The organism is Nocardioides seonyuensis (assembly GCF_004683965.1).
GTDB classification, from domain to species: Bacteria; Actinomycetota; Actinomycetes; order Propionibacteriales; family Nocardioidaceae; genus Nocardioides; species Nocardioides seonyuensis.
The window spans coordinates 1,526,083-1,545,093 of record NZ_CP038436.1 but is presented as its reverse complement, the minus strand read 5'-3'; the positions used below and the strand labels follow the sequence as shown (position 1 = coordinate 1,545,093).

Here is a 19,011-nt window from a genome sequence, read left to right as displayed (position 1 = left end):
TGGTCGCGGCCTGGTCTGGACCGGTCTTCCGTCGCGGGGACCCCGTACCTCAGGGTCTGCCCATGGACACTCCTTCCTCGACCAGGTGGGCCCGACTCACGCTGCCCACCGTGATCTCCCTGCTCGCGTTGGTGATCGCGTTGTCCTCCGCCGCGACGGCGGCCCTGGTGGTCACGGGCAAGCAGATCAAGGACGGGACCGTCACCGGGAAGGACGTCGCAAACCGCTCCCTGGGCGCCAAGGACCTGTCACCGGCTGCCCGGTCGTCGCTCCAGGGGCCGCCCGGCACCGCGGGTCCGGCCGGCCCCACCGGCCCACCCGGAGCGCCGGGCGCCGCCGGTCCGGCCGGACCGGCCGGTCCCATCGGCCCAGCTGGGAAGGACGGGGCGCCCAGTGCCCCCGGTCTCAGCGGCTACACCAACGTCGTGGCCAGCGCCGACCTGCTCCCGGGTGTGTCGCAGGGGCTCACGGCAGAGTGCCCCGACGGCTCGGTCGCGCTCGGCGGGGGCGCTCGCTTCATGAACATCAGCAACATCGAGACGCTGGTCGTGATGTCCGCGCCCACCCACGTCACTGCCGCAGGAGCCCACCACGTGCCGTCGGCGGCGGAGCCCGCCAATGCGTGGTACGCCTTCGTGCGCAACACCGAGTCGTCCACCAACGCCGTGTGGCTCACCGTCACGTGCGCGGACGTCGCTGACTGAAGCTGCACTCAGCCCGGGCGCTTGAGCGAGCTCAGCTCGAAGTGCATCGGGTCGGTGAACTTCCAGTCGCCGCCCCACGCGAAGCCCCACTTCTTGAAGATGGCGACGACGGCGCGGTTCATCTCGCCAACCGATCCGCGGAGGTTGCCCGGCACGTTGAGGTCGAGCGCCAGCCCGAAGGAGTGATTCGACAGGCTGGTCGTGCCGGCGATGAAGCGCGGGTAGTAGCACCCGGCGAACTCGCCCGGGTTGATCTCGTCGGCGAGGTGGGAGGAGACGACCTCGAGCAGCGCGGCCCGCAGCTGTGGGAAGAGCTCGCGGTGGCACGTGACGGCACCCAGGATCGGGACCACCTCGGTGCGGATGTTGGAGGCGACCCAGCGCGGCTCCGGCGCGATGCGCCCGCCTCCGAGGGAGTGGTAGCGGAAGGTGCCGACGAGGCTCCCGATGGTGCCTCCGGCCGGGATCGCGGTGAGGGTGGCGCCGGGGTCGAGGCCGATGCGCGAGGCGATGTCGAGCATCTGCACCGAGGCCTTCCGGCCGACGATGCGCATGAGCGGCTTGCGGATGCGGGCCGGGGTGATCGAGTCGGTGGAGATGAGCAGGCCGTTGTCGTCGTCCATGCCGATGTCGTCGGCCCACGCCTTGTTGACGACCAGGTCGATGGTGGGCACCTGGGGCGTGTAGGCGCCGACGTGGATGGTCGGCGCCTCCGACTCGCCGCCCGCTCCGAGGGTGATGTTGCCGTCCTCGTCCTGGAGCCGGCGCGCCACGCGACGGCTCGTCGCCAGCTCGCCGCCCGCCACCCGCTCCCACGCCTCGTCGAGGTCGGCGACGTCGGCGCGGTTGAACAGGCGGTAGTCGCCGGGATCGACGGCGGCGACGGTGAGCACGCGGTTCTCGATGCTCACCTGGCCCAGCCCGATCCGCTCGGTGCGGGCGACCCCCTTGAGGCGGTCGATCCGGCGGACCACCTCGTCGCTGAGCGGCTCGTCCCACTGCACCAGGACGTCGGCGCTCCACAGTCGGCCTTCGCGTGGCCCGGGTGGAGCGACCGCGTGCGAGGTGTTGCCCGCGGTGGTGGTGCTGGGGCTGCCGGCACTGGTCGGGCCGTCGGTGCCGGGCTCGGTGCCGGGCTGGGTCCCCGTGCAGCCGGAGAGCGCGAGCGCTGCAGCGGCAAGCCACGCCGCGGGCGCTCGTCGTACGACCATGGACAGACTCTAGGCAGGCTCGGGGAGCCGTTGCGGGATCAGCACCCAGGACAGGACTCCGCCGAGTGCGAGGAGGCCGGCGCACGCGAGCATCGCGGAGGTGTACGACGACTGGAAGGCGGTCGGGTCCCGGTAGTCCTCGCCCGAGAGGCCCACGGCGACCGGCAGCGCGGCGACCGCCAGCAACGATCCTGCGCGGGCGACTGCGTTGTTGATTCCGCTGGCGATCCCGGCCCTGTCGTCGGGCGCAGCGGCGAGCACGGTGGCGGTCAACGGCGCGACCATGAGCGCGAGGCCGAGACCGAACACGGTCAGCCCGGGCAGCACGTCGCGCCACCAGTTGACATCGGGCCCCACCGCCAGGAGCAGCAGCGTGCCGGCGGCCATGACCAGCGGCCCCACGGTCATCGGGACCCGGGGGCCGATCCGCTGGCCGAGTGCACCGCCTCGGGAGGCGAGGAGCAGCATGCACACGGTGACCGGCAGCGTCGCGACCCCCGCCTCGAGCGCGCCGTAGCCCCCCACAGTCTGCAGCTCGATGACCAGGAAGAACATCAGGGCGCCGAGCGCGGCGTAGACGACCAGGGTCATCGCGTTGGCGGCACTGAACGTGCGGTCGTCGAACAGCCCCAGGGGCACCATCGGCTCCCGTGCACGCCGTTCGCGTACGACGAACGCGACGGCGCCGGCGAGCCCGGTCGCGGCCGCCAGAGGCATCAGGCCGCCCTCCCACTCGATCAGCGCGAACGTGACGGCGGCCAGTGACAGCGTCGCCAGGGAGGCCCCGGACACGTCGAACCGGCCGAGGGCGCGTGGGTCGCGAGTCTCGGGGACCCACCGCGTCAGCACGACGGTGAGCACGGCCAGCGGCAGGTTGATGAGGAAGATCCACCGCCAGGAGGCGTGGTCGATCAGCAGGCCGCCGACGAGGGGCCCGACGGCGGTGGCGATGCCGCTCACCCCCGACCACGCACCGATCGCACGACCGCGGTCCTCGGTGACGAAGGCTCCCTGGATCATCGCCAGGCTGCCCGGGGTCAGGAGCGCGCCGCCGATCCCTTGGAGCACCCTGGCCGCGATCAGCACCTCGGCGGTCGGAGCCAGCCCGCACAGGAGCGAGGCGGCGGCGAACCAGAGCGTGCCGACCACGAACACCCGCCGGCGGCCGTAGCGGTCGCCCAGCGAGCCGCCGAGCAGGATCAGTGAGGCCAGCGAGAGGAAGTAGCCGTTGACCACCCACTGGAGCTGGGAGAGCGAGGCGTCCAGGTCGGCGCCGATCGTCGGCAGCGCCACGTTGACGACCGTGCCGTCGAGGAGCGTCAGGCCGGACCCGAGCGCGGCCGCGGCGATGACGGCCCGGCCCTGCGACGTGCCCCACCGGACTGTGCTCATGCGGGCCTAGAGACCCAGCACCCGCCGGGCGATCCCGGCCATCGCTGCCGCCGACTCCGCGGGCGGACCGGACGGCGCCATCACGTGGCTGAGCACCACGCGCACGATGGCGTCGATGCCGGCGTCCAGCTCGTCGCGGGTGACTGCGATCCCTCCCTCTGCTGCGTAGGGCTCGACCCTCGCGGCCACCACAGCCTTGGCGGTCTGGAGCAGCATGTCGGAGTGGGTGGTGAGCAGCGGGAGGAGCTCGGTGTCCGCCCCGTGGGTGGCGCTGACGACGGCGTGCAGGAGGGCGTTGCCGCGCGCGTGCTCGAGCACCTCGCGCACGCCGGTCTCGATCGCGGTCACCAGGTCCGGGGAGTCGTCGAAGGCCTTCTCGACGATGCCGAGGAACCGCGCCAGCTCGTCGAGCACCATGGCCTCGGCCAGGGCAGTCTTGCTGCCGACCTCGTTGTAGACGGTCTGCCTGCTCACCCCGACCCGGTCGGCGAGCTTGGCCATGGTGACGCTCGCCCAGCCGCCGGTGGTCGTCATCTCCACGGCAGCGCTGAGGAGCTGCTCTCGCAGGGGGGCGGCCATGCCGGAAGTCTAGGTGTGACCTCGGGGGCGGCTTCGCGTTGTTCCAACTGGCCTCGCCGAAACCGCTTTTACTTTACCGTTGCACAAGGACCATGCCCCCTGCACAGGTCGACCAGAAAGCAGACCCTCGACCCCCATGCTCGACAACACCAGCCTGCGCGCCGCCCTGGCGCTCTTGATGTGCACCCTGCTGGTGCTCTTCTACTTCATCACCTACCGCACCAGCCGGTCGGCGTTCGCTGGTTGGTGGTGCGTCACGCTCGCCACCCTGATGGGGGGCTCGCTCGCCTACCTCACGGTCGACTCCGCGCATGCCCGGTGGACCATCCCGCTCGGACACGCGTCCAACCTCGTAGGTGTCGGCTGCATCTGGGCTGCCGGCCGCTCGCTGCGGTTCCGGCACACCCCGTTGTGGTGGCTGGCCGTCGCGCCCGTCGTGGTGGCTCCGCTGGCGGCGCTCGACAACCCGGGCCACACCATCATGCCCGCGGGCGAGATCTTCCTCCTGGCCCTCGGGCTGATGCTCATCGGCGCTGCCGTGGAGATGGGTTTCGCCGCCCGGGCGGTGCTCGCCGGCGGCACGGCCGACATCGTGGCCTACCGGCGCTCGCTGTGGTCACTGGTCGCGGCCTCGGCGATGGCCGGCGGGTTCTACTTCGCCCGCTGGGTGGCCTACGTCCTCGTGGGTCCCGACCAGGCGCCCTACTCGACGGTCTTCGGCAACGAGTCGACGTCAGTGGTCCTGATCGTGGTCATGACGACGGTGGCGTTCAGCATGTCGACCCTGAGCGACGAGCAGCACAAGCTGGAGCTGCGCGACCTTGCCGCGCGCGACGGCCTGACCGGGTTGCTCAACCGCACCGGGTTCCTCCGGCTCGCCGACGAGCACCTCGCCCGCCACGACGGTGAGGAGAGCCAGGTGATCATGGCCGACCTCGACCACTTCAAGGCGATCAACGACGAGCACGGCCACGCTGCCGGCGACCACGCGATCATCACGTTCGCGGCGGTCTGCACGGCCTCGGTCCGGGTGACCGACCTGGTGGGGCGCTACGGCGGTGAGGAGTTCATCCTCCTGCTCTCGGGGGCGAGCCTCGAGCGTGCCAGCGACGTGACCGAGTCCATCCGCACGGAGATGGCCAAGCTGGCCTCGGTCGAGGGGGCGGTCCTGCCGACCGTGAGCTTCGGCGTCTGCAGCGTCGACGGCTCGCTCGAGACCGCGATCGAGCGCGCTGACGCTGCGCTCTACAAGGCCAAGGAGGCCGGCCGCAACAGGACGGTCCACCACGCCGAGGTGTGAGGAGCTCCCACGTGCTCCACACCCCCAGCCTCTACATCGCCCTGGCAGTCCTCATGGCGACGGTCTTCGTACTGTTCTACTTCGTCACCTACCGGTCGAGCCGGGCCCCGTACGCCGGGTGGTGGTGTGCCAGCCTGGGGTTGCAGGCTCTGGCGAGAGTGTTCTACCTGTGGGACGGAACCCCGCAGCGGGTGTGGGCCAACCCCGTCGCCATCACGCTCGACGCCCTGGGCATGGGCTGCATCTGGGCGGCGAGCCGCTCGCTGCGCGGTCGACGTACCCCCTGGTGGTGGCTGGCCGTCGCCCCGCTCCTCGTCGGGATCCTCGCAGTGATGGACGACCCCGCCACGACTCCCTGGCCGGCGGGCGCCGCTCAGCTCGCCTCGATCTGGATCCTGCTGGCGCTGGCCTCGGTGGACCTGTGGTTCCTCGCGAGGTCCGTGCCGCCGACACGCACGTCGGACCAACGCGTCTACCGGCAGGCCGTCTGGGGGCTGTTCGCCGCGTGCGCCGGTGCCGCGCTCTTCTACGTCGGCCGCTGGACGGCGTTCATCGCCGTCGGGCCCGAGCGGCCCCCGTTCACGACGGTGTTCGGGGAGAACCTGTCCACGCTGATGCTGGTCGTGCTGATGACTGCGGTGGCGTTCAACATGTCCACGGTCTGTGACGAGCAGCAGAAGCGGACGCTGCGCGACCTCGCCGCGCACGACGGCCTCACCGGGCTGCTCAACCGCAAGGGCTTCCTGCACCTGGCCGAGGACGCGCTGCTGCGCCACCGCGGTGGCGGCCAGCTCATCCTGGCCGACCTCGACCACTTCAAGACGATCAACGACACGCACGGGCACGCTGCCGGCGACCGGGCCATCGTGACCTTCGCGGGGGTGTGCCAGTCGCTGGTCCGCTCCACCGACCTGGTGGGTCGCTACGGCGGCGAGGAGTTCATCCTGCTCCTGCCAGGCGCGAGCCCGGAGCGGGCCGACGACGTGGTGGAGACCATCAGCCTGGCCATGGCGCGGCGCGCCCGCACCGGCAGCACCGTCCTCCCGACCGTCAGCTTCGGCATCGCCCCGGCCGAGATGCCGCTCGCGGAGGCCATCGAGCACGCGGACCAGGCTCTCTACGTGGCCAAGGAGACCGGTCGCGACCGCGCGATCCACTACGCCAGGACGGCCTGAGCGCCCCCTCCCAGTTGCCCGGATTTACCCCTCGGCTGACAACATCGCAAAGCAAAGACGTGACGCGATACACGCGCTTACGGTTCTTCCACGGCTGCTACTCCGCAGTCCCGTAGCGAAGGATCCGCGATGTTCGACCTCGCCAGCCTGCAGGCGTCGTACATCATGCTCATGTGCCTCGTCCTGGTGCTGTCGTACGGCATCACCTACCGCACCAACCGGACGTCGTACGCCGGCTGGTGGTGCCTGTCCGTGGCGTTGTGCCTCGGCGGAGCCATGTCGTACATGCTCATCGGAACGGTGCACCAGGTCTGGGCCAACCCGCTGGGCAACATGCTCTACATCGCCGGAGTCGGCTGCGTCTGGGCCGCCAGCCGGACCCTGCGTGGTCGCACCCTGCCGTGGTGGTGCATCGCCGCCGGGCCGCTATTGGTCGGAGTGACGGCCGCGTTCGACGACCCCGGGACCAAGCTGTGGCCGGCCGGCGGGTGGTTCCTCGCGGCGACTTGGATCCTGCTGTCCCTCGCGGCGCGGGAGCAGTGGCTCGTGGCGCGCCCTCTGGGGTGGGAAGGCCCCGCTGAGGGACTGGGCCATCGCAGGTCCCTGTGGGCCCTGTTCGGGTGCTGTGCCGTCGTCGCGGCGCTCTACGCAGTGCGGTGGCTGGCCTACCTCGCGGTGGGTCCGGACGCGCCGCCCTTCACGACGTACCTGGGCAGCGAGCTCGCGACGTTCGCCCTCACCGGCCTCGCCGTCGCGATCGCATTCACCATGTCGACCCTGAGCGAGGAGCAGCAGAAGCAGGCGCTGCGCGACCTCGCTGCGCATGACGGGCTCACCGGCCTGCTCAACCGCGGTGGCTTCCTCCGCCTGGCCGAGCAGGAGATCGCCAGCAACCCGGAGGTCGGCGGCCACATCATCCTCGCGGACCTGGACCACTTCAAGAAGATCAACGACGAGCTCGGGCACTCTGCGGGCGACCTGGCGATCATGACCTTCGCCGAGGTCTGCCGCTCGCTGGTCCGCGAGACCGACCTGGTGGGCCGCTGGGGCGGCGAGGAGTTCATCCTCCTGCTGCCGGGGGCGACCCGCGAGCGGGCCGATGCAGTGGTGGAGAACATCAGCGGGGCCATGGCCAAGCGAGCGCTGGTCGGCACCACGATGCTCCCGACGATCAGCTACGGAATCGCGCCGGTGGCGCTGCCGCTCGTGGCGACCATCGAGCGTGCCGACCAGGCGCTCTACCGGGCCAAGGCCGCGGGCAGGGACCGCGCGGTCCACCACGCCGACGCCTGAGCGAGGCCCGGCGCCGGCGTGGTGCGGAGCGGGTGCGAGTCAGCGGGCCGCCGGCTCCACCGGTACGAAGTCGACCTTCTCGCGCACCCCGCAGTCCGGGCAGCACCAGTCGTCGGGGATGTCGGCCCACGCGGTGCCCGCGGCGAAGCCCTCGTGCTCGTCACCGGCGGCGACCTCGTAGACGTACTCGCAGCCCGGGCACCGCGCGGCGAGCACCTCGGTGGCGGCACCGGGCAGGGCCTGGGCGGCCGCCTCGGCGCGGGCGCGTTCCGCGGCGGCGTGCTGGGCGCCATACCTCTGCAGGTACTTCTCACGCTTGCGGGGACTGATGTTGGCCAGTGACACGTCACCGCCGAAGTGGTCGACGACGCGTTGGTCCATCACCCGGCGCCAGACCGGCGGGACGGCAGCGAGCACGATCATCCCGGCGTAGCCGGTCGGCAGCACGGGGCTCTCCTCGAAGTCGCGCAGCGTCTGGTAGCGCCGGGTCGGGTTGGCGTGGTGGTCGCTGTGGCGCTGGAGGTGGTAGAGCAGCACGTTGGTCGCGATGTTGTTGGAGTTCCAGCTGTGGCTCGGCAGCACGCGCTCGTACCGCTGGCGGTCGCCGACGCCGACCTTCTGGCGCAGCATGCCGTAGTGCTCCATGTAGTTGACCACCTCGAGCAACGAGAAGCCCACGACCGCCTGGAGCAGGAGGTACGGCGCGATGCCGATGCCGAGCCAGGCGATGAGCGCGCCCCAGAGGACCGCGGTCATCAACCAGGCGTTGAGCACGTCGTTGCCGAGCCGGAAGGGGTGCAGCTTCTTGCGCGCGTAGCGGCGCTTCTCCAGCCGCCAGGCGGACTTGAGCGAGCCGAGCACGGTGCGTGGCCAGAACTGGTAGAAGTTCTCGCCCAGCCGGCTCGATGCGGGGTCCTCCGGCGTGGCCACGCGGACGTGGTGACCGCGGTTGTGCTCGATGTAGAAGTGGCCGTACGCCACCTGGGCGAGCGCGATCTTGGACAGCCAGCGCTCGTTGGCCTCCTTCTTGTGGCCCAGCTCGTGGGCGGTGTTGATGCCGATGCCGCCGATGGAGCCGATGGACACGGCGATGCCGATCTTGTCGATCAGGCTGATGTCACCGGCGATGCCGAAGGGGTCGTAGCCGGCGATCACCGCCATCGCGCCGATGAAGCCGGCGTACTGGATCGGCAGGAACAGGTAGGTGATCCAGCGGTAGTAGCGGTCGGCCTCGAGGGCCTCGATGACGTCGTCGGGCGGGTTGGACCGGTCGAGGCCCGCGATCAGGTCGATCGCCGGGACCACGATCAGGATCACGATCGGGCCGAGCCAGAACCACACGCCCCAACCGGTGAGGGCATGGCCTGCGAGAGCGACGAAGGCGAGGCTGGGCACCACGAGACCGATCAGCCAGAGGTAGCGCTTGCGGTCCTTCCACAGCGCGGTGGTGCCCTCGGGGACGGTGCCGCTGGGGGAGAGACGGTCGGGGACGGAACGGGTGGGATAGCCGGGCATGGCTCCTCCTCGGGAGTCTGGGCCGGAAGTCAGGTTTACAAGACCATAGGATCTGTAAAGCAGGTTGACAAGAGCGTCTTGCCTGTCAAGCGACGATCGGGTTCGCTCGTTACAGCGCAAGCGGGTTCTGGCAGGCTGGCGGCGTGCAGAGCGAACTCTTCGACCAGGGCAACCTCGAGATCCCCGACGGCCAGCGTTTCGGCCTCCAGAACGACCAGCTGTTGCGCGTCTCGCTCGGCCCCGACGTCCTGGCGGTGAAGGGAGCGATGGTCGCCTACCAGGGCCAGGTCCGCTTCGACCACGAGAAGGCCGGCGGCATGGGCAAGCTGCTGAAGAAGATGGTCACCAGCGAGGACATGCCGCTGATGCGTGTGTCCGGGCAGGGCGAGGTGTTCTTCGCCAACGAGGCAGGCTACGTCTACCTGATCCAGCTCGACGGCGGCATCCAGGGCGGCGGCGACGGGATTTCCGTCAACGGCCGCAACCTGCTCGCCTTCGACTCCACCCTCGAGTGGGACATCAACCGCACCAAGGGCGCCGGCATGATGGCTGGTGGCCTCTTCAACACGACCGTCAAGGGGTCCGGCACCGTCGCCCTGTGCACCGTCGGCAAGCCGGTGGTCCTCGACTGCAGCCAGCAGCCCACCTATGTCGACGTCAACGCCTGCGTCGCCTGGTCGGCGAACCTCGTCCCCAGCGTCGTCAGCAGCATGAACATGAAGTCCATGCTGCGTGGCGGGTCCGGCGAGGCGTTCCAGTACTCCTTCCACGGTCCCGGCTTCGTCGTCGTACAGCCCAGCGAGTGGACCGCTTCCACGCAGGGCGGGCAGAAGAGCGGCGGCGGGGGCGGCGGCATCATCGGCGACCTGCTCGGCAGCTGACCGTTAGGTTGGGTGCCATGACGGACCACCCCTTCGGCATCGACTTCGGCGGCACCGGCATCAAGGGCGCGCCGGTCGACCTCGACAAGGGCGACTTCGCCGCTGACCGGGTGCGAATCGCCACGCCCCGACCCGCCACGCCCGACGCGGTCGCCGACGTGTTCCGCGAGATCGTCGGCAGGTTCCCGGAGTCGACGACCCCCGTCGGGGTGACGGTGCCAGGAGTGATCCGACGCGGGGTGGTGCTCTCCGCCGCCAACATCGACCAGTCGTGGATCGGCGTCGACGCCGACGCCGTCTTCACCGAGGCGCTGGGGCGTGACGTCCACGTCATCAACGACGCCGACGCCGCGGGCCTGGCCGAGGTCACGTTCGGTGCGGCGAAGGGCCACCAAGGCCTGGTGCTGCTGACCACCCTGGGCACCGGCATCGGCTCCGCCCTCATCAACGACGGGGTCCTGGTGCCCAACTCCGAGCTGGGGCACCTCTTCCTCGACGGCGAGGTGGCCGAGAAGCGCGCCGCCACCAGCGCCCGCGAGCGCGAGGGGCTGTCGTGGGAGGAGTGGGCCGTGAGGCTCACCGCCTACTACCGCCACCTCGAGCGGCTCTTCACCCCCGACCTCTTCGTCGTCGGCGGCGGGGTGAGCAAGGCCTGGGCCGACTTCGGCCACCTCATCGACATCGAGACGCGCATCATCCCCGCCGAGCTGCAGAACCGCGCCGGCATCGTGGGGGCTGCCCTGGCGGGAGTGAGCGACAGTGAGGGGCGAGCCTCCGGCTCTAGGCACGATCGCTGATCGGATGGAGACCGGGGGCGAGCAGGACGTGGAGGAACGGCTTCGAGCTCTCCTGGCGGCGGGCGACGCGGCCGCCCTCATCACCTGGGTGAGGGACCTGTCTCGGGCTGACGAGGCCATTGCCCAGGCTCTCTTGGAGGAGGCGCTGGCCTCCGGCGGCACGGCTGACGCCGCAGTTGCCCTCCCGGTCGTCCTGGATCGCGCCACCTCCAAGGAGGAGCTCGCGGAGCTCGCCGCCGCTGTCGCGGATCGTCCGGAGAAGTCGCTGCGCCGCGCGTTCCTGAAGAGGCTCGTCCCTTACGGTGACGGGGGATACTTCGATCACAACGAGCTGCTCGTCGCGCTGGACGTCTTGGCCGCGAGGGAGACGGATCCCGGACTCCTCGTGTCGATAGACAGAAAGCGCGGCATGGCCGGCGCGCCTCCACCGCTGATCGACCCCAGCATCGACCAAGGGCCGAGTGGGCTCTGGGGCCTGCGGCCGATGGCCGTGCCGGGGCTGCCCGAGCGGCCCTTCGCCTACGACTCCTTACGTCACCGCTGGATGTCCCATCTCAGCACCAGACCCGGTGTGCCGGACGAGCGCCTAACCGAGAAGGTCCTCACGGCCCTGGCTGAGGGCGACCTCGAGGCCCGCGACCTCCTCACCGTCTCGCACGAGCTCCTGGTCACCGGCAGCCTGAACCTCGAGCGTGCTGCTCGCTACTTCGGGGCGCTCGTCCTGGGCGGGGCCATGAGCCAGGTGTGGCCGGTGGCGATGGGGACTGCGGAAGCGTCCGTGGCGCGTTCGTCGACGACGCCGGGTCTGTCGGCGTTCCTGCGGATGCTCGCCCACTACGCCGCCGAGACGCCCGGGCCGAGCGACCTGCCTCCTTTACTCGCCCAGCTGGCCAGGGACGGGCACACGGACGCGGGACGACAGGCGCACGAGCTCGGTGCGCGGCTGGCTCGCACACCCCCCGATGACTACGACCCCGGCCCAGCTGCTGCCGCCGAGCCGGTGCCCGATCACCTGGGGCTGTGGGTCGAACGCACCGAGTCGGACCCCCAGCGGTTGTCGCTGCCCGTGAGGCGTGATCTCGAGAGCCTTCCCAAGCGGCTGAACCGCGTCAAGCACGAGAGCCAGCCTCGTTCCGTAACGCGGAAGCAGTTCCTGCTCGATGAGCTCGCGGCGCTCATCCGCCTTCACGGCGCAGCCAACGTGCGCGAGGCGATGTCGGGATTCCGCGCCCTGAACCCCGAGTGCACGACGACCCGTGCCATCGAGGCGTGGGTGTCGGGCGTCGTGACGCCGGAGGTCTACTGGCGGGTCGCCGCCCGCGGCATCTCGACCGTAGAAGTGCGTGAGATCTGGGCCGAGACGATGACGTACGCCGAGTCCGGCGAGAGGTTCCGGCGGGAGACCCCGGCCTCGCTGCTCGACCAGGACCCGCCGGTGATCGGGAGATGGTGGGCGGCCTCCCTGGGGACCCGGATCCGTCTCGAGATGCTGCACACCCTGGAGGTGCTTCTGGTCGCGGAGGCCGGGGGGAGCATGGTCAGCGCCCCCTGCAAGTCGGACGGGACGCTGTGCGTCAATGACCTCCTCAGCCGCCTCGCCGAGGCCACCTGTGTCGGCCCCGTGGACGTGCTCGTCGCACTCCACCGGCTGCGCAACGGCACACCTGCGGATGCCGCCCGCGTGGCCGGTGAGGTGCCCACAGCGGCAACGGTGACCACTCCGGGGGGTGCCCTCACCACGTCGGCCTCGGCCACCGTCCGGTCGTGGCTCGCGGGCACCCTCGACGTCACCCTTGTGGACGAGCCGTCCGACCCGGTTCGGGTGTCGCCGCCGGTGCCCTGGGAGTCCTGCGACGCCGTGGCGACCAGGCCGGGGTTCGCGGCCGCGCTGACTCGCGGGGAGCACGGCGCCTTCGCGCCCTACCTGCTGCCCGGCCGCCCCCTGCTGGTGCTCGGTCATGGTTTCCGGTCGCAGGGCCGCAACCACACGCTCGCCGACGTCGGTGGTCCCCTGGACCCGGCCGTGTGGGCCCACGTCCTCGAGGCACTCAGGGGGGAGCCCGACAAGTACGTCCACCAGGAGATGACGTCGTACGACCTCGAGGTCCTGGCACGCCTGAGCGCGCAGGGTCGTCTCGACGGGACCGCCGCCGTGACAGCGTGCGAGGCCGGCTGGGACGACCGTGCCCGGGTCCTCGGTGACGGCCGCGGCTGGGAGCACGCGTTCCTTCGCGGCGCCATGGTCGGTCTGTGGCCGGTGGCGATCCAGATCCTCGACTCGGGCCTGAGGAGGGCCGACCCACCTGCTGAGCTGGGCGGACTCGTCGAGGTGCTCGCTCGGCGAGTGCACGAGGTGCCGGAGCCGGTCATCCCGGACGCGGTGGTCGCCTTCGCCGCGGAGGCCTCGGACTCCCCTCTCCACCGTGCCGTGCGGTCCTTCGCCGCAGCCGGTGACCGGGCACGACGCTCCCGGGGGTCACGTCACTAGACGGTCGGCCGCTCCGAGCCTTCGGCCAGCACCGCTTGGTAGGCCCCTGTCACGCCCCGGAGGTAGCGCGCCACCACCTCCCGCTCCTCGGGGCTGAAGGACCGGTCGAGCCGGTCGAGAGCGACGAACATCGGCAGCAGGTGGGCCACGACCTCTCCTCGGCCGGACTCGGTGATGACCAGCTCGGTACGACGACGGTCCCCGGCGTGCGGGCGCCGCTCGACGTGGCCGCGGGCGACCAGCCGGTCGACGATGCCGGTCGCAGCCGCGGTCGAGACGTCGAGCCGACGCGCCACCTCGGCCGGGCCGATCTGCTCGCGACTGAGGTGGGACAGGGTCACCAGCTCGCTCTCGCCGAGCTGTGCCCGGCGCGCGACCACACGGTTGATGCGCTCGCTCACGGCGATCATCTCGCGCAGCGCCAGGAGGCTCTCGGTCTCCGCCCAGCCGGTCGGCATGGCTGGTCCGGACTCGTGGCTCATCTCACCCCCCGGGTCAGGACTTGTTGACTCCTTGACCGTATTGCTAACTTCATTAGCAATCAAGTTCCTTGACCACATTCCCGGCTCGCTTGTCCCCCGTCGGAGGCCACGATGTCTGCATTCACCCGCTTCGTCACCGGACGCCGTACGGCGTGGCTGGTGGCGCTGATTCCCCTCATCCTCGCCGTGCTCGTCGTCGGCGGGGTGGCAGAGGGGGAGCGCGACATCAAGCCGACCGACTCACGGCCGGCGGGTGCCGACAGCACCAAGGCGATCGAGCTGGCCGAGTCGCTGCCCAAGTCCGACGGCATGGTGGCCATCGTGCTGTGGTCCTCCGAGGACGGCGAGCCCCTGGGCGAGGACCGGGTGGGCGTGCTGACCGAGCAGACGGTCGGACTGCTCTCCGAGGCGACTGCCGGTGCCACGGACGGCGGGCAGGGACAGCCCGGCTCCGAGGGCGGCATGCCGGGGGCCGAGGGCGGCCAGCCGGGGGCGGAGGGCGGCCCGCCCGGCGAGGGCGCCGAGTCCCCGCTGACGGTGGCCGAGGACGGCTCCGCGGCGTACGCCGTGCTGCCGGTCGCCTCGAAGTCCAACACCGAGAACATCGACAAGGTCACCGACCTGCGCGAACAGCTGCGCGAGGAGGCCCCCGAGGGAGTCGACGTCCAGGTCACGGGCCCCGCGGGAATCCAGGCCGACATCGGCCAGGTCTTCGACGGTGCCAACCTGCGCCTGCTTCTCTCCACCGCCGGGGTGGTCGCGTTCCTGCTGATCCTGACCTACCGCAGCCCGGTGCTGTGGCTGATCCCGCTGACGGTGGTCGGCATCGCCGACCGCTTCGCCGCGATCGTCGCGACCAACGTCCTGGAGCGGCTGCAGGGGCCTCTCAACCTCTCGTGGGACGAGTCGACGGTCGGGATCCAGAGCGTGCTCGTCTTCGGCGCCGGCACCAACTACGCCTTGTTGCTGATCTCGCGCTACCGCGACGAGCTCAAGGGCACCGAGTCGCGCCACGAGGCCATGGCCGTCGCCCTGCGCCGCACCATCGAGCCCGTCACCGCGAGCGCCACCACGGTGTTCCTGGGCCTGCTCACCCTCGTGCTCTCCGCCATCCCCGCCACGCGTGGTCTCGGGGTCGCGAACGCGATCGGCATCGTGATCGCCGCGACGTTCGTCCTGGTCGTGCTGCCTGCGGTGCTGGTGCTCTTCGGCAGGTGGGTCTTCTGGCCCAAGCGTCCCCAGGTGGGTGACCCGCGGATGGTCGACAGCGGGGGCATCTTCAACCGCGTCGGCCGGGGGGTGGCCGCCCGCCCGCGCACCTTCGTGGCTGCCACCCTCGTCGGCCTGGCCCTGCTGGCCACCGGCAACGTCTTCATCGACACCGGCCTGCGCCCGGCAGACCAGTTCCTGGAGAAGCCCGAGGCCATCGCAGCCTCCGAGCGGCTCGCCGAGTCGTTCCCCGCCGGCATCAGCGACCCGGTCCAGGTGGTGACCCGCGCGGACGCCACCGAGGTCACGGACACCGTCAGCCGAGTCGAAGGGGTCCAGACCGCCCGCGTCACCAACCAGGGCGACGGAGTCACCCGCATCGACGCCGTGCTCGCGGACGCTCCCGGGTCGCCGGCCGCCTTCGACGCCATCGAGGACATTCGCGCCTCGGTCGACGACTACACCGACACCTACGTCGGCGGTGGCGACGCCGAGGCGCTCGACGACCGCACCTGGGCCCAGCGCGACCGGCTGGTCATCCTTCCGGTCATCCTGCTCCTGGTGGTGCTCGCGCTGGTCGTGCTGCTGCGCTCGGTGGCGACCCCGTTGCTGCTGGTCGCGACGGTCGTCGCGTCGTACGCCGCCAGCATGGGTGCCGCGTGGTGGTTGTTCACGGGCGTCTTCGGGTTCGCGGCGATGGATGTCGGGGTGCCGCTGCTTGCCTTCCTCTTCCTGGTCGCGCTCGGCGTCGACTACAACATCTTCCTGGTCACCCGGGCCCGCGAGGAGGCCAAGGAGCACGGCACACGCGAGGGGATGCTGCGTGCGCTGACCGCCACCGGCGGCGTCATCACCAGCGCGGGTGTGCTGCTGGCGGCCGTGTTCGCCGTGCTCGGCGTGCTTCCGCTGGTGGTGCTGGCCCAGCTGGGCGCGGTGATCTGCGTCGGCGTGCTGATCGACACCCTGGTCGTGCGCACCGTGCTGGTGCCGGCCCTCGCGCTGACCCTGGGCGACCGCTTCTGGTGGCCGCGCAAGGTCGGGCCGGCGCAGTAGGAGCAGGGTCTAGGGGGCCAGCGCCTTCTCGATGTCACCGGCCAGCTTGGCGGGCTCGGTGGTCGGGGCGTAGCGGTCGATCACCTGACCGTCGCGACCGACCAGGAACTTGGTGAAGTTCCACTTGATCGAGCCGCCGAGGATGCCGCCCTTGGTGTCCTTGAGCCACTTCCACAGCGGGTGGGCACCCTTGCCGTTGACGTCGACCTTGGCGAACATCGGGAACTCCACGCCGTAGTTGCGCTCGCAGAACTCCGCGATCTCCGCCTCGTCCCCCGGCTCCTGGTTCCTGAACTGGTCGCACGGGAACCCCAGCACCACGAGCCCCTGGTCGGCGTAGGTCTCGTGCAGCTCCTGCAGGCCCTGGTACTGCGGGGTCAGGCCGCACTGCGACGCAGTGTTGACGACCAGCACCACCTTGCCGTCGTACGACGACAGGTCGGCCTCGGTGCCGTCGATCGCGGTGGCCTTGAAGTCGCTGAGTGAGGTCATGCGACCAAGCCTGACAGGTGACGGCCACCGGTGATCCGGGCGTCCGCCGGTGAGCCTTGCGCCCGTGGGTACAGCCCCCCAGCACCGGGAGCACCCGCTGCACCCCGATGAGAGGAACCAGCATGTCTTTGTGGGACAAGATCAAGGACGCCGTCACCACCGACGACGCGGAGGCCGCCGAGGAGGCGCGCCAGGAGGCCGAGGCCGCCCAGGCAGAGGCCGACAAGGCCAAGGTCGAGGCCCAGGCCCGCGCCGACGAGGCGCGCCGCAAGGCTGACGAGGCAGCCGAGAAGGCCGGTCTCCCGACAGCCAGCGACGAGGAGAAGGCCCAGGCCGACCAGGCCCGCAAGGACGCCGAGGCCGAGGCCGTCAAGGCTCAGGAGGAGGCCCAGGAGGCCGACCGCAAGGCCGACGAGCGCGCCCAGAAGGCGATCGAGAAGGCCAACAAGCGTCGCGAGAAGCGTCAGGAGGAGCGCCAGGAGGCGCGGGAGGAGCGCCGCGAGGAGCGGCAGGATGCCCGGCAGGAGGCGCGCCGCGAGGCGAACGAGCCCGACACCTACACGGTGAAGTCGGGGGACACGCTCTCCGAGATCGGCGCCCGTTTCGGGGTCGACTGGCGCGAGATCGCCCGGGTCAACAACATCGAGAATCCCGACCTGATCCACCCGGGGCAGAAGTTCACGATCCCCAAGCGCTGACCTTGGCGCGGCGGGAACGCCGCGCGTGATCAGCCGAGGGGGACGCTGAGCGCGATCTGGTGGAGGTAGGCCTCGCGGGTGTCGGTCCCGCGGCCCGCCTCCGCCGCGTGCTGCCGCGCGAGCTGCTTGCTCGCCCGCAGCGACGCCCGGGCGAAGCCGATGTCCCGGGTGTACGCGTCCTCGGCCAGGAAGGTCCGCCAGGTGGCGGCGAGGCCCGTCTCGGTCGCCGCGATCGCCAGCTGTGCCTCGCGGGCTGCCTTGATCCCGGCGACGCGAGCTTCATGACGCGTCGCGGCGAGCCTGAGCTCGGCGGCGCGCTTCTTCCTCACCTGGGCCTTGCTGAGCGGCTTGGCGAGTCGCGTGGTCGTCCACGCCTGGCTGTAGAGGTCGATGCGGTACGTCGAGAGCTCGAGCGTGGCGTCGTGGCCGGCGAGGCCCGCGAGGGCCGGCGGCAGGAACTCCGCGTCCTCGGGGGAGATGCGCTCCGTCTCCGTGACCGCCATGACCTGGGCCATGACCTGCGAGCGGCCGGTGGCTCCGCCCAGGCCGGACATCGCATCGTTGAGGGGAAGGACCTCACCGGTGTCGAGGACGACGCGGCCGTCGGTGCGGGAGAGGTAGCCGACGGAGTGGTCGCTCGATCGGCGTGCCTTCCGCGGCACCTTGGCGCCGACGGTCCTGGTGACGACGCACCGATCGGCCGAGCCCGCGACGCTGTACACCCAGGCGCTGGCCTTCGAGGTGAGCCCACCCGACGACTCCGCCGCCGACGCCGAGGACACCTGCGTCATCGCAGCGGCGTTCGCCAGGCCGGCGTCGGTGCACTCCTTGACGTGCGAGGACGGTACCGCGGCGCTCCCTGCCGTCGCGGGAGCGGCAACAACCGTGGCGGAGCCGGCGACCAGGGCCACGACGGGCAGCACGGCACGGAGCGGGAGAGGCTTCAGCATGCGCGGAGTCTGGCAGTCCACACGCGCCTCCGTGCGCCGAATGGACGAAGGCCTCGGACGGATGTCGGATCAGCGGACGACCTTCACGTTGAAACGGGCGGTGCCGAGCGAGCCCATGAGCCGCAACCAGAGCGGGAGCCACATCTCGGCTCCCCGGGCAGTCTCGAGGCCACCGAGGTCGATGACGTCGCCGTGGCCGAAGCCCTCCAACAGCTCCACCACGGTGGCCTTGGCGGCGGCGTCGTCGCCCGAGACGAAGACGGTGCTGGACTCCCCCAGTGACTGCGGCTCCACCATGAGCGAGGCGGTGAGTGTGTTGAGGCTCTTGACGACCCGGGCCTCCGGGAACGCACGCTGGACCTGCTCAGCCAGTGAGTCGGTGTCCTTGACCGCGAGGGTGGGCGGGAAGCCCGCAGAGAAGTCCAGGGGGTTCGAGACGTCGAGGAGCACCTTCCCGGCGAGGTTGTCCGCACCGGCGAGGCCGAGCACGTCGAGCGTGGCCGCACCCGAGGAGGCGTTGACCACGACCTCCGAGCGGGACGCAGCATCCGCGAACGTCGCCAGCTCGATGTCGGGACGGGCGCTGAGCCAGGCCGAGAACGGTGCGTCGCCCATCTGGTCCGGCTCGACGCGGGCCAGTGTCGCTCCCGGGTCACGGGTCCCGACCACGACGTCGTGCCCGAGCGCGGCCAGACGGCCGGCGAGTGCTTGACCGACCGTGCCGGTGCCGAGAACAGCGATGTTCGTCATGCTGGGTCCTGGAGGGTGGGAGATGGTGGGCAGACCAGTCTC

The 19,011-nt window shown here is 70.8% G+C and carries 17 protein-coding genes; 9 read left to right on the top strand and 8 right to left on the bottom strand.

Going from position 1 to position 19,011, the window contains the following annotated elements; translation table 11 throughout:
- The first annotated feature begins 62 nt into the window (after positions 1-62).
- The gene (locus EXE58_RS19470; protein ID WP_167288742.1) at positions 63-704 is read left to right on the top strand and encodes a hypothetical protein; all 642 of its coding nucleotides are present in this window, start codon (positions 63-65) and stop codon (positions 702-704) included.
- Positions 705-712: 8 nt separating this feature from the next.
- Here the strand turns inward: EXE58_RS19470 and EXE58_RS07610 are convergent, their stop codons facing one another.
- From EXE58_RS07610 to EXE58_RS07600, 3 genes are read right to left on the bottom strand one after another with little or no spacing between them, the layout of a single operon-like run.
- A complete protein-coding gene (locus EXE58_RS07610; RefSeq protein WP_135267326.1) occupies positions 713-1,915 on the bottom strand; it encodes a M15 family metallopeptidase in 1,203 nt (400 codons plus the stop codon).
- A gap of 9 nt (positions 1,916-1,924) precedes the next feature.
- Positions 1,925-3,307 carry an MFS transporter gene (locus EXE58_RS07605; protein ID WP_135267325.1) on the bottom strand — a complete coding sequence of 461 codons (1,383 nt, stop codon included), beginning with the start codon at positions 3,305-3,307 and terminating at the stop codon, positions 1,925-1,927.
- A 6-nt stretch (positions 3,308-3,313) separates the two neighbouring features.
- On the bottom strand, positions 3,314-3,886 hold the full coding sequence (locus tag EXE58_RS07600; protein ID WP_135267324.1) for a TetR/AcrR family transcriptional regulator: 573 nt from the start codon (positions 3,884-3,886) through the stop codon (positions 3,314-3,316).
- Positions 3,887-4,022: 136 nt separating this feature from the next.
- On the opposite strand from EXE58_RS07600, the gene EXE58_RS07595 reads away from it, so the two are divergent.
- The 3 genes from EXE58_RS07595 (at position 4,023) to EXE58_RS07585 (ending at position 7,654) form a co-directional block, all read left to right on the top strand.
- Positions 4,023-5,186 carry a GGDEF domain-containing protein gene (locus tag EXE58_RS07595; protein ID WP_135267323.1) on the top strand — a complete coding sequence of 388 codons (1,164 nt, stop codon included), beginning with the start codon at positions 4,023-4,025 and terminating at the stop codon, positions 5,184-5,186.
- An 11-nt stretch (positions 5,187-5,197) separates the two neighbouring features.
- A complete protein-coding gene (locus EXE58_RS07590) occupies positions 5,198-6,361 on the top strand; it encodes a GGDEF domain-containing protein (protein ID WP_135267322.1) in 1,164 nt (387 codons plus the stop codon).
- Positions 6,362-6,490: 129 nt separating this feature from the next.
- Positions 6,491-7,654: a GGDEF domain-containing protein gene (locus tag EXE58_RS07585; RefSeq protein ID WP_135267321.1), complete on the top strand. Its 1,164-nt coding sequence runs from the start codon at positions 6,491-6,493 to the stop codon at positions 7,652-7,654.
- A gap of 39 nt (positions 7,655-7,693) precedes the next feature.
- Here EXE58_RS07585 and EXE58_RS20470 read toward each other — a convergent pair whose 3' ends face one another.
- Positions 7,694-9,169 (bottom strand): fatty acid desaturase, encoded by a 1,476-nt coding sequence (locus tag EXE58_RS20470; protein ID WP_135267320.1) that lies wholly within the window; start codon positions 9,167-9,169, stop codon positions 7,694-7,696.
- Positions 9,170-9,312: 143 nt separating this feature from the next.
- On the opposite strand from EXE58_RS20470, the gene EXE58_RS07575 reads away from it, so the two are divergent.
- Genes EXE58_RS07575 through EXE58_RS07565 form a run of 3 tightly spaced genes read left to right on the top strand, consistent with a single transcriptional unit; the run spans position 9,313 to position 13,335 of the window.
- Positions 9,313-10,050 (top strand): AIM24 family protein, encoded by a 738-nt coding sequence (locus EXE58_RS07575; protein WP_135267319.1) that lies wholly within the window; start codon positions 9,313-9,315, stop codon positions 10,048-10,050.
- 17 nt (positions 10,051-10,067) lie between these two features.
- On the top strand, positions 10,068-10,847 hold the full coding sequence (gene ppgK / locus EXE58_RS07570) for a polyphosphate--glucose phosphotransferase (protein ID WP_135267318.1): 780 nt from the start codon (positions 10,068-10,070) through the stop codon (positions 10,845-10,847).
- Between the two features lie 4 nt (positions 10,848-10,851).
- A complete protein-coding gene (locus EXE58_RS07565) occupies positions 10,852-13,335 on the top strand; it encodes a hypothetical protein (protein WP_135267317.1) in 2,484 nt (827 codons plus the stop codon).
- Here the strand turns inward: EXE58_RS07565 and EXE58_RS07560 are convergent.
- A complete protein-coding gene (locus EXE58_RS07560; RefSeq protein WP_208544167.1) occupies positions 13,332-13,817 on the bottom strand; it encodes a MarR family winged helix-turn-helix transcriptional regulator in 486 nt (161 codons plus the stop codon). The genes EXE58_RS07565 and EXE58_RS07560 overlap by 4 nt on opposite strands.
- 111 nt (positions 13,818-13,928) lie before the next feature.
- On the opposite strand from EXE58_RS07560, the gene EXE58_RS07555 reads away from it, so the two are divergent.
- Positions 13,929-16,079: an MMPL family transporter gene (locus EXE58_RS07555; protein WP_135267316.1), complete on the top strand. Its 2,151-nt coding sequence runs from the start codon at positions 13,929-13,931 to the stop codon at positions 16,077-16,079.
- 9 nt (positions 16,080-16,088) lie between these two features.
- Here EXE58_RS07555 and EXE58_RS07550 read toward each other — a convergent pair whose 3' ends face one another.
- Positions 16,089-16,571, bottom strand: coding sequence for a glutathione peroxidase (locus EXE58_RS07550; protein WP_135267315.1), 483 nt, complete (start codon positions 16,569-16,571; stop codon positions 16,089-16,091).
- A 122-nt stretch (positions 16,572-16,693) separates the two neighbouring features.
- Here EXE58_RS07550 and EXE58_RS20375 point away from each other — a divergent pair, with 122 nt between their 5' ends.
- Positions 16,694-17,269: a LysM peptidoglycan-binding domain-containing protein gene (locus EXE58_RS20375; protein ID WP_208544166.1), complete on the top strand. Its 576-nt coding sequence runs from the start codon at positions 16,694-16,696 to the stop codon at positions 17,267-17,269.
- A 29-nt stretch (positions 17,270-17,298) separates the two neighbouring features.
- On the opposite strand, the gene EXE58_RS07540 is transcribed toward EXE58_RS20375, so the two are convergent.
- A complete protein-coding gene (locus EXE58_RS07540) occupies positions 17,299-18,219 on the bottom strand; it encodes a hypothetical protein (RefSeq protein WP_135267314.1) in 921 nt (306 codons plus the stop codon).
- A gap of 69 nt (positions 18,220-18,288) precedes the next feature.
- Complete coding sequence (locus EXE58_RS07535; protein WP_135267313.1) at positions 18,289-18,969, bottom strand: NADPH-dependent F420 reductase; 681 nt, start codon at positions 18,967-18,969, stop codon at positions 18,289-18,291.
- Positions 18,970-19,011 lie beyond the last annotated feature (42 nt).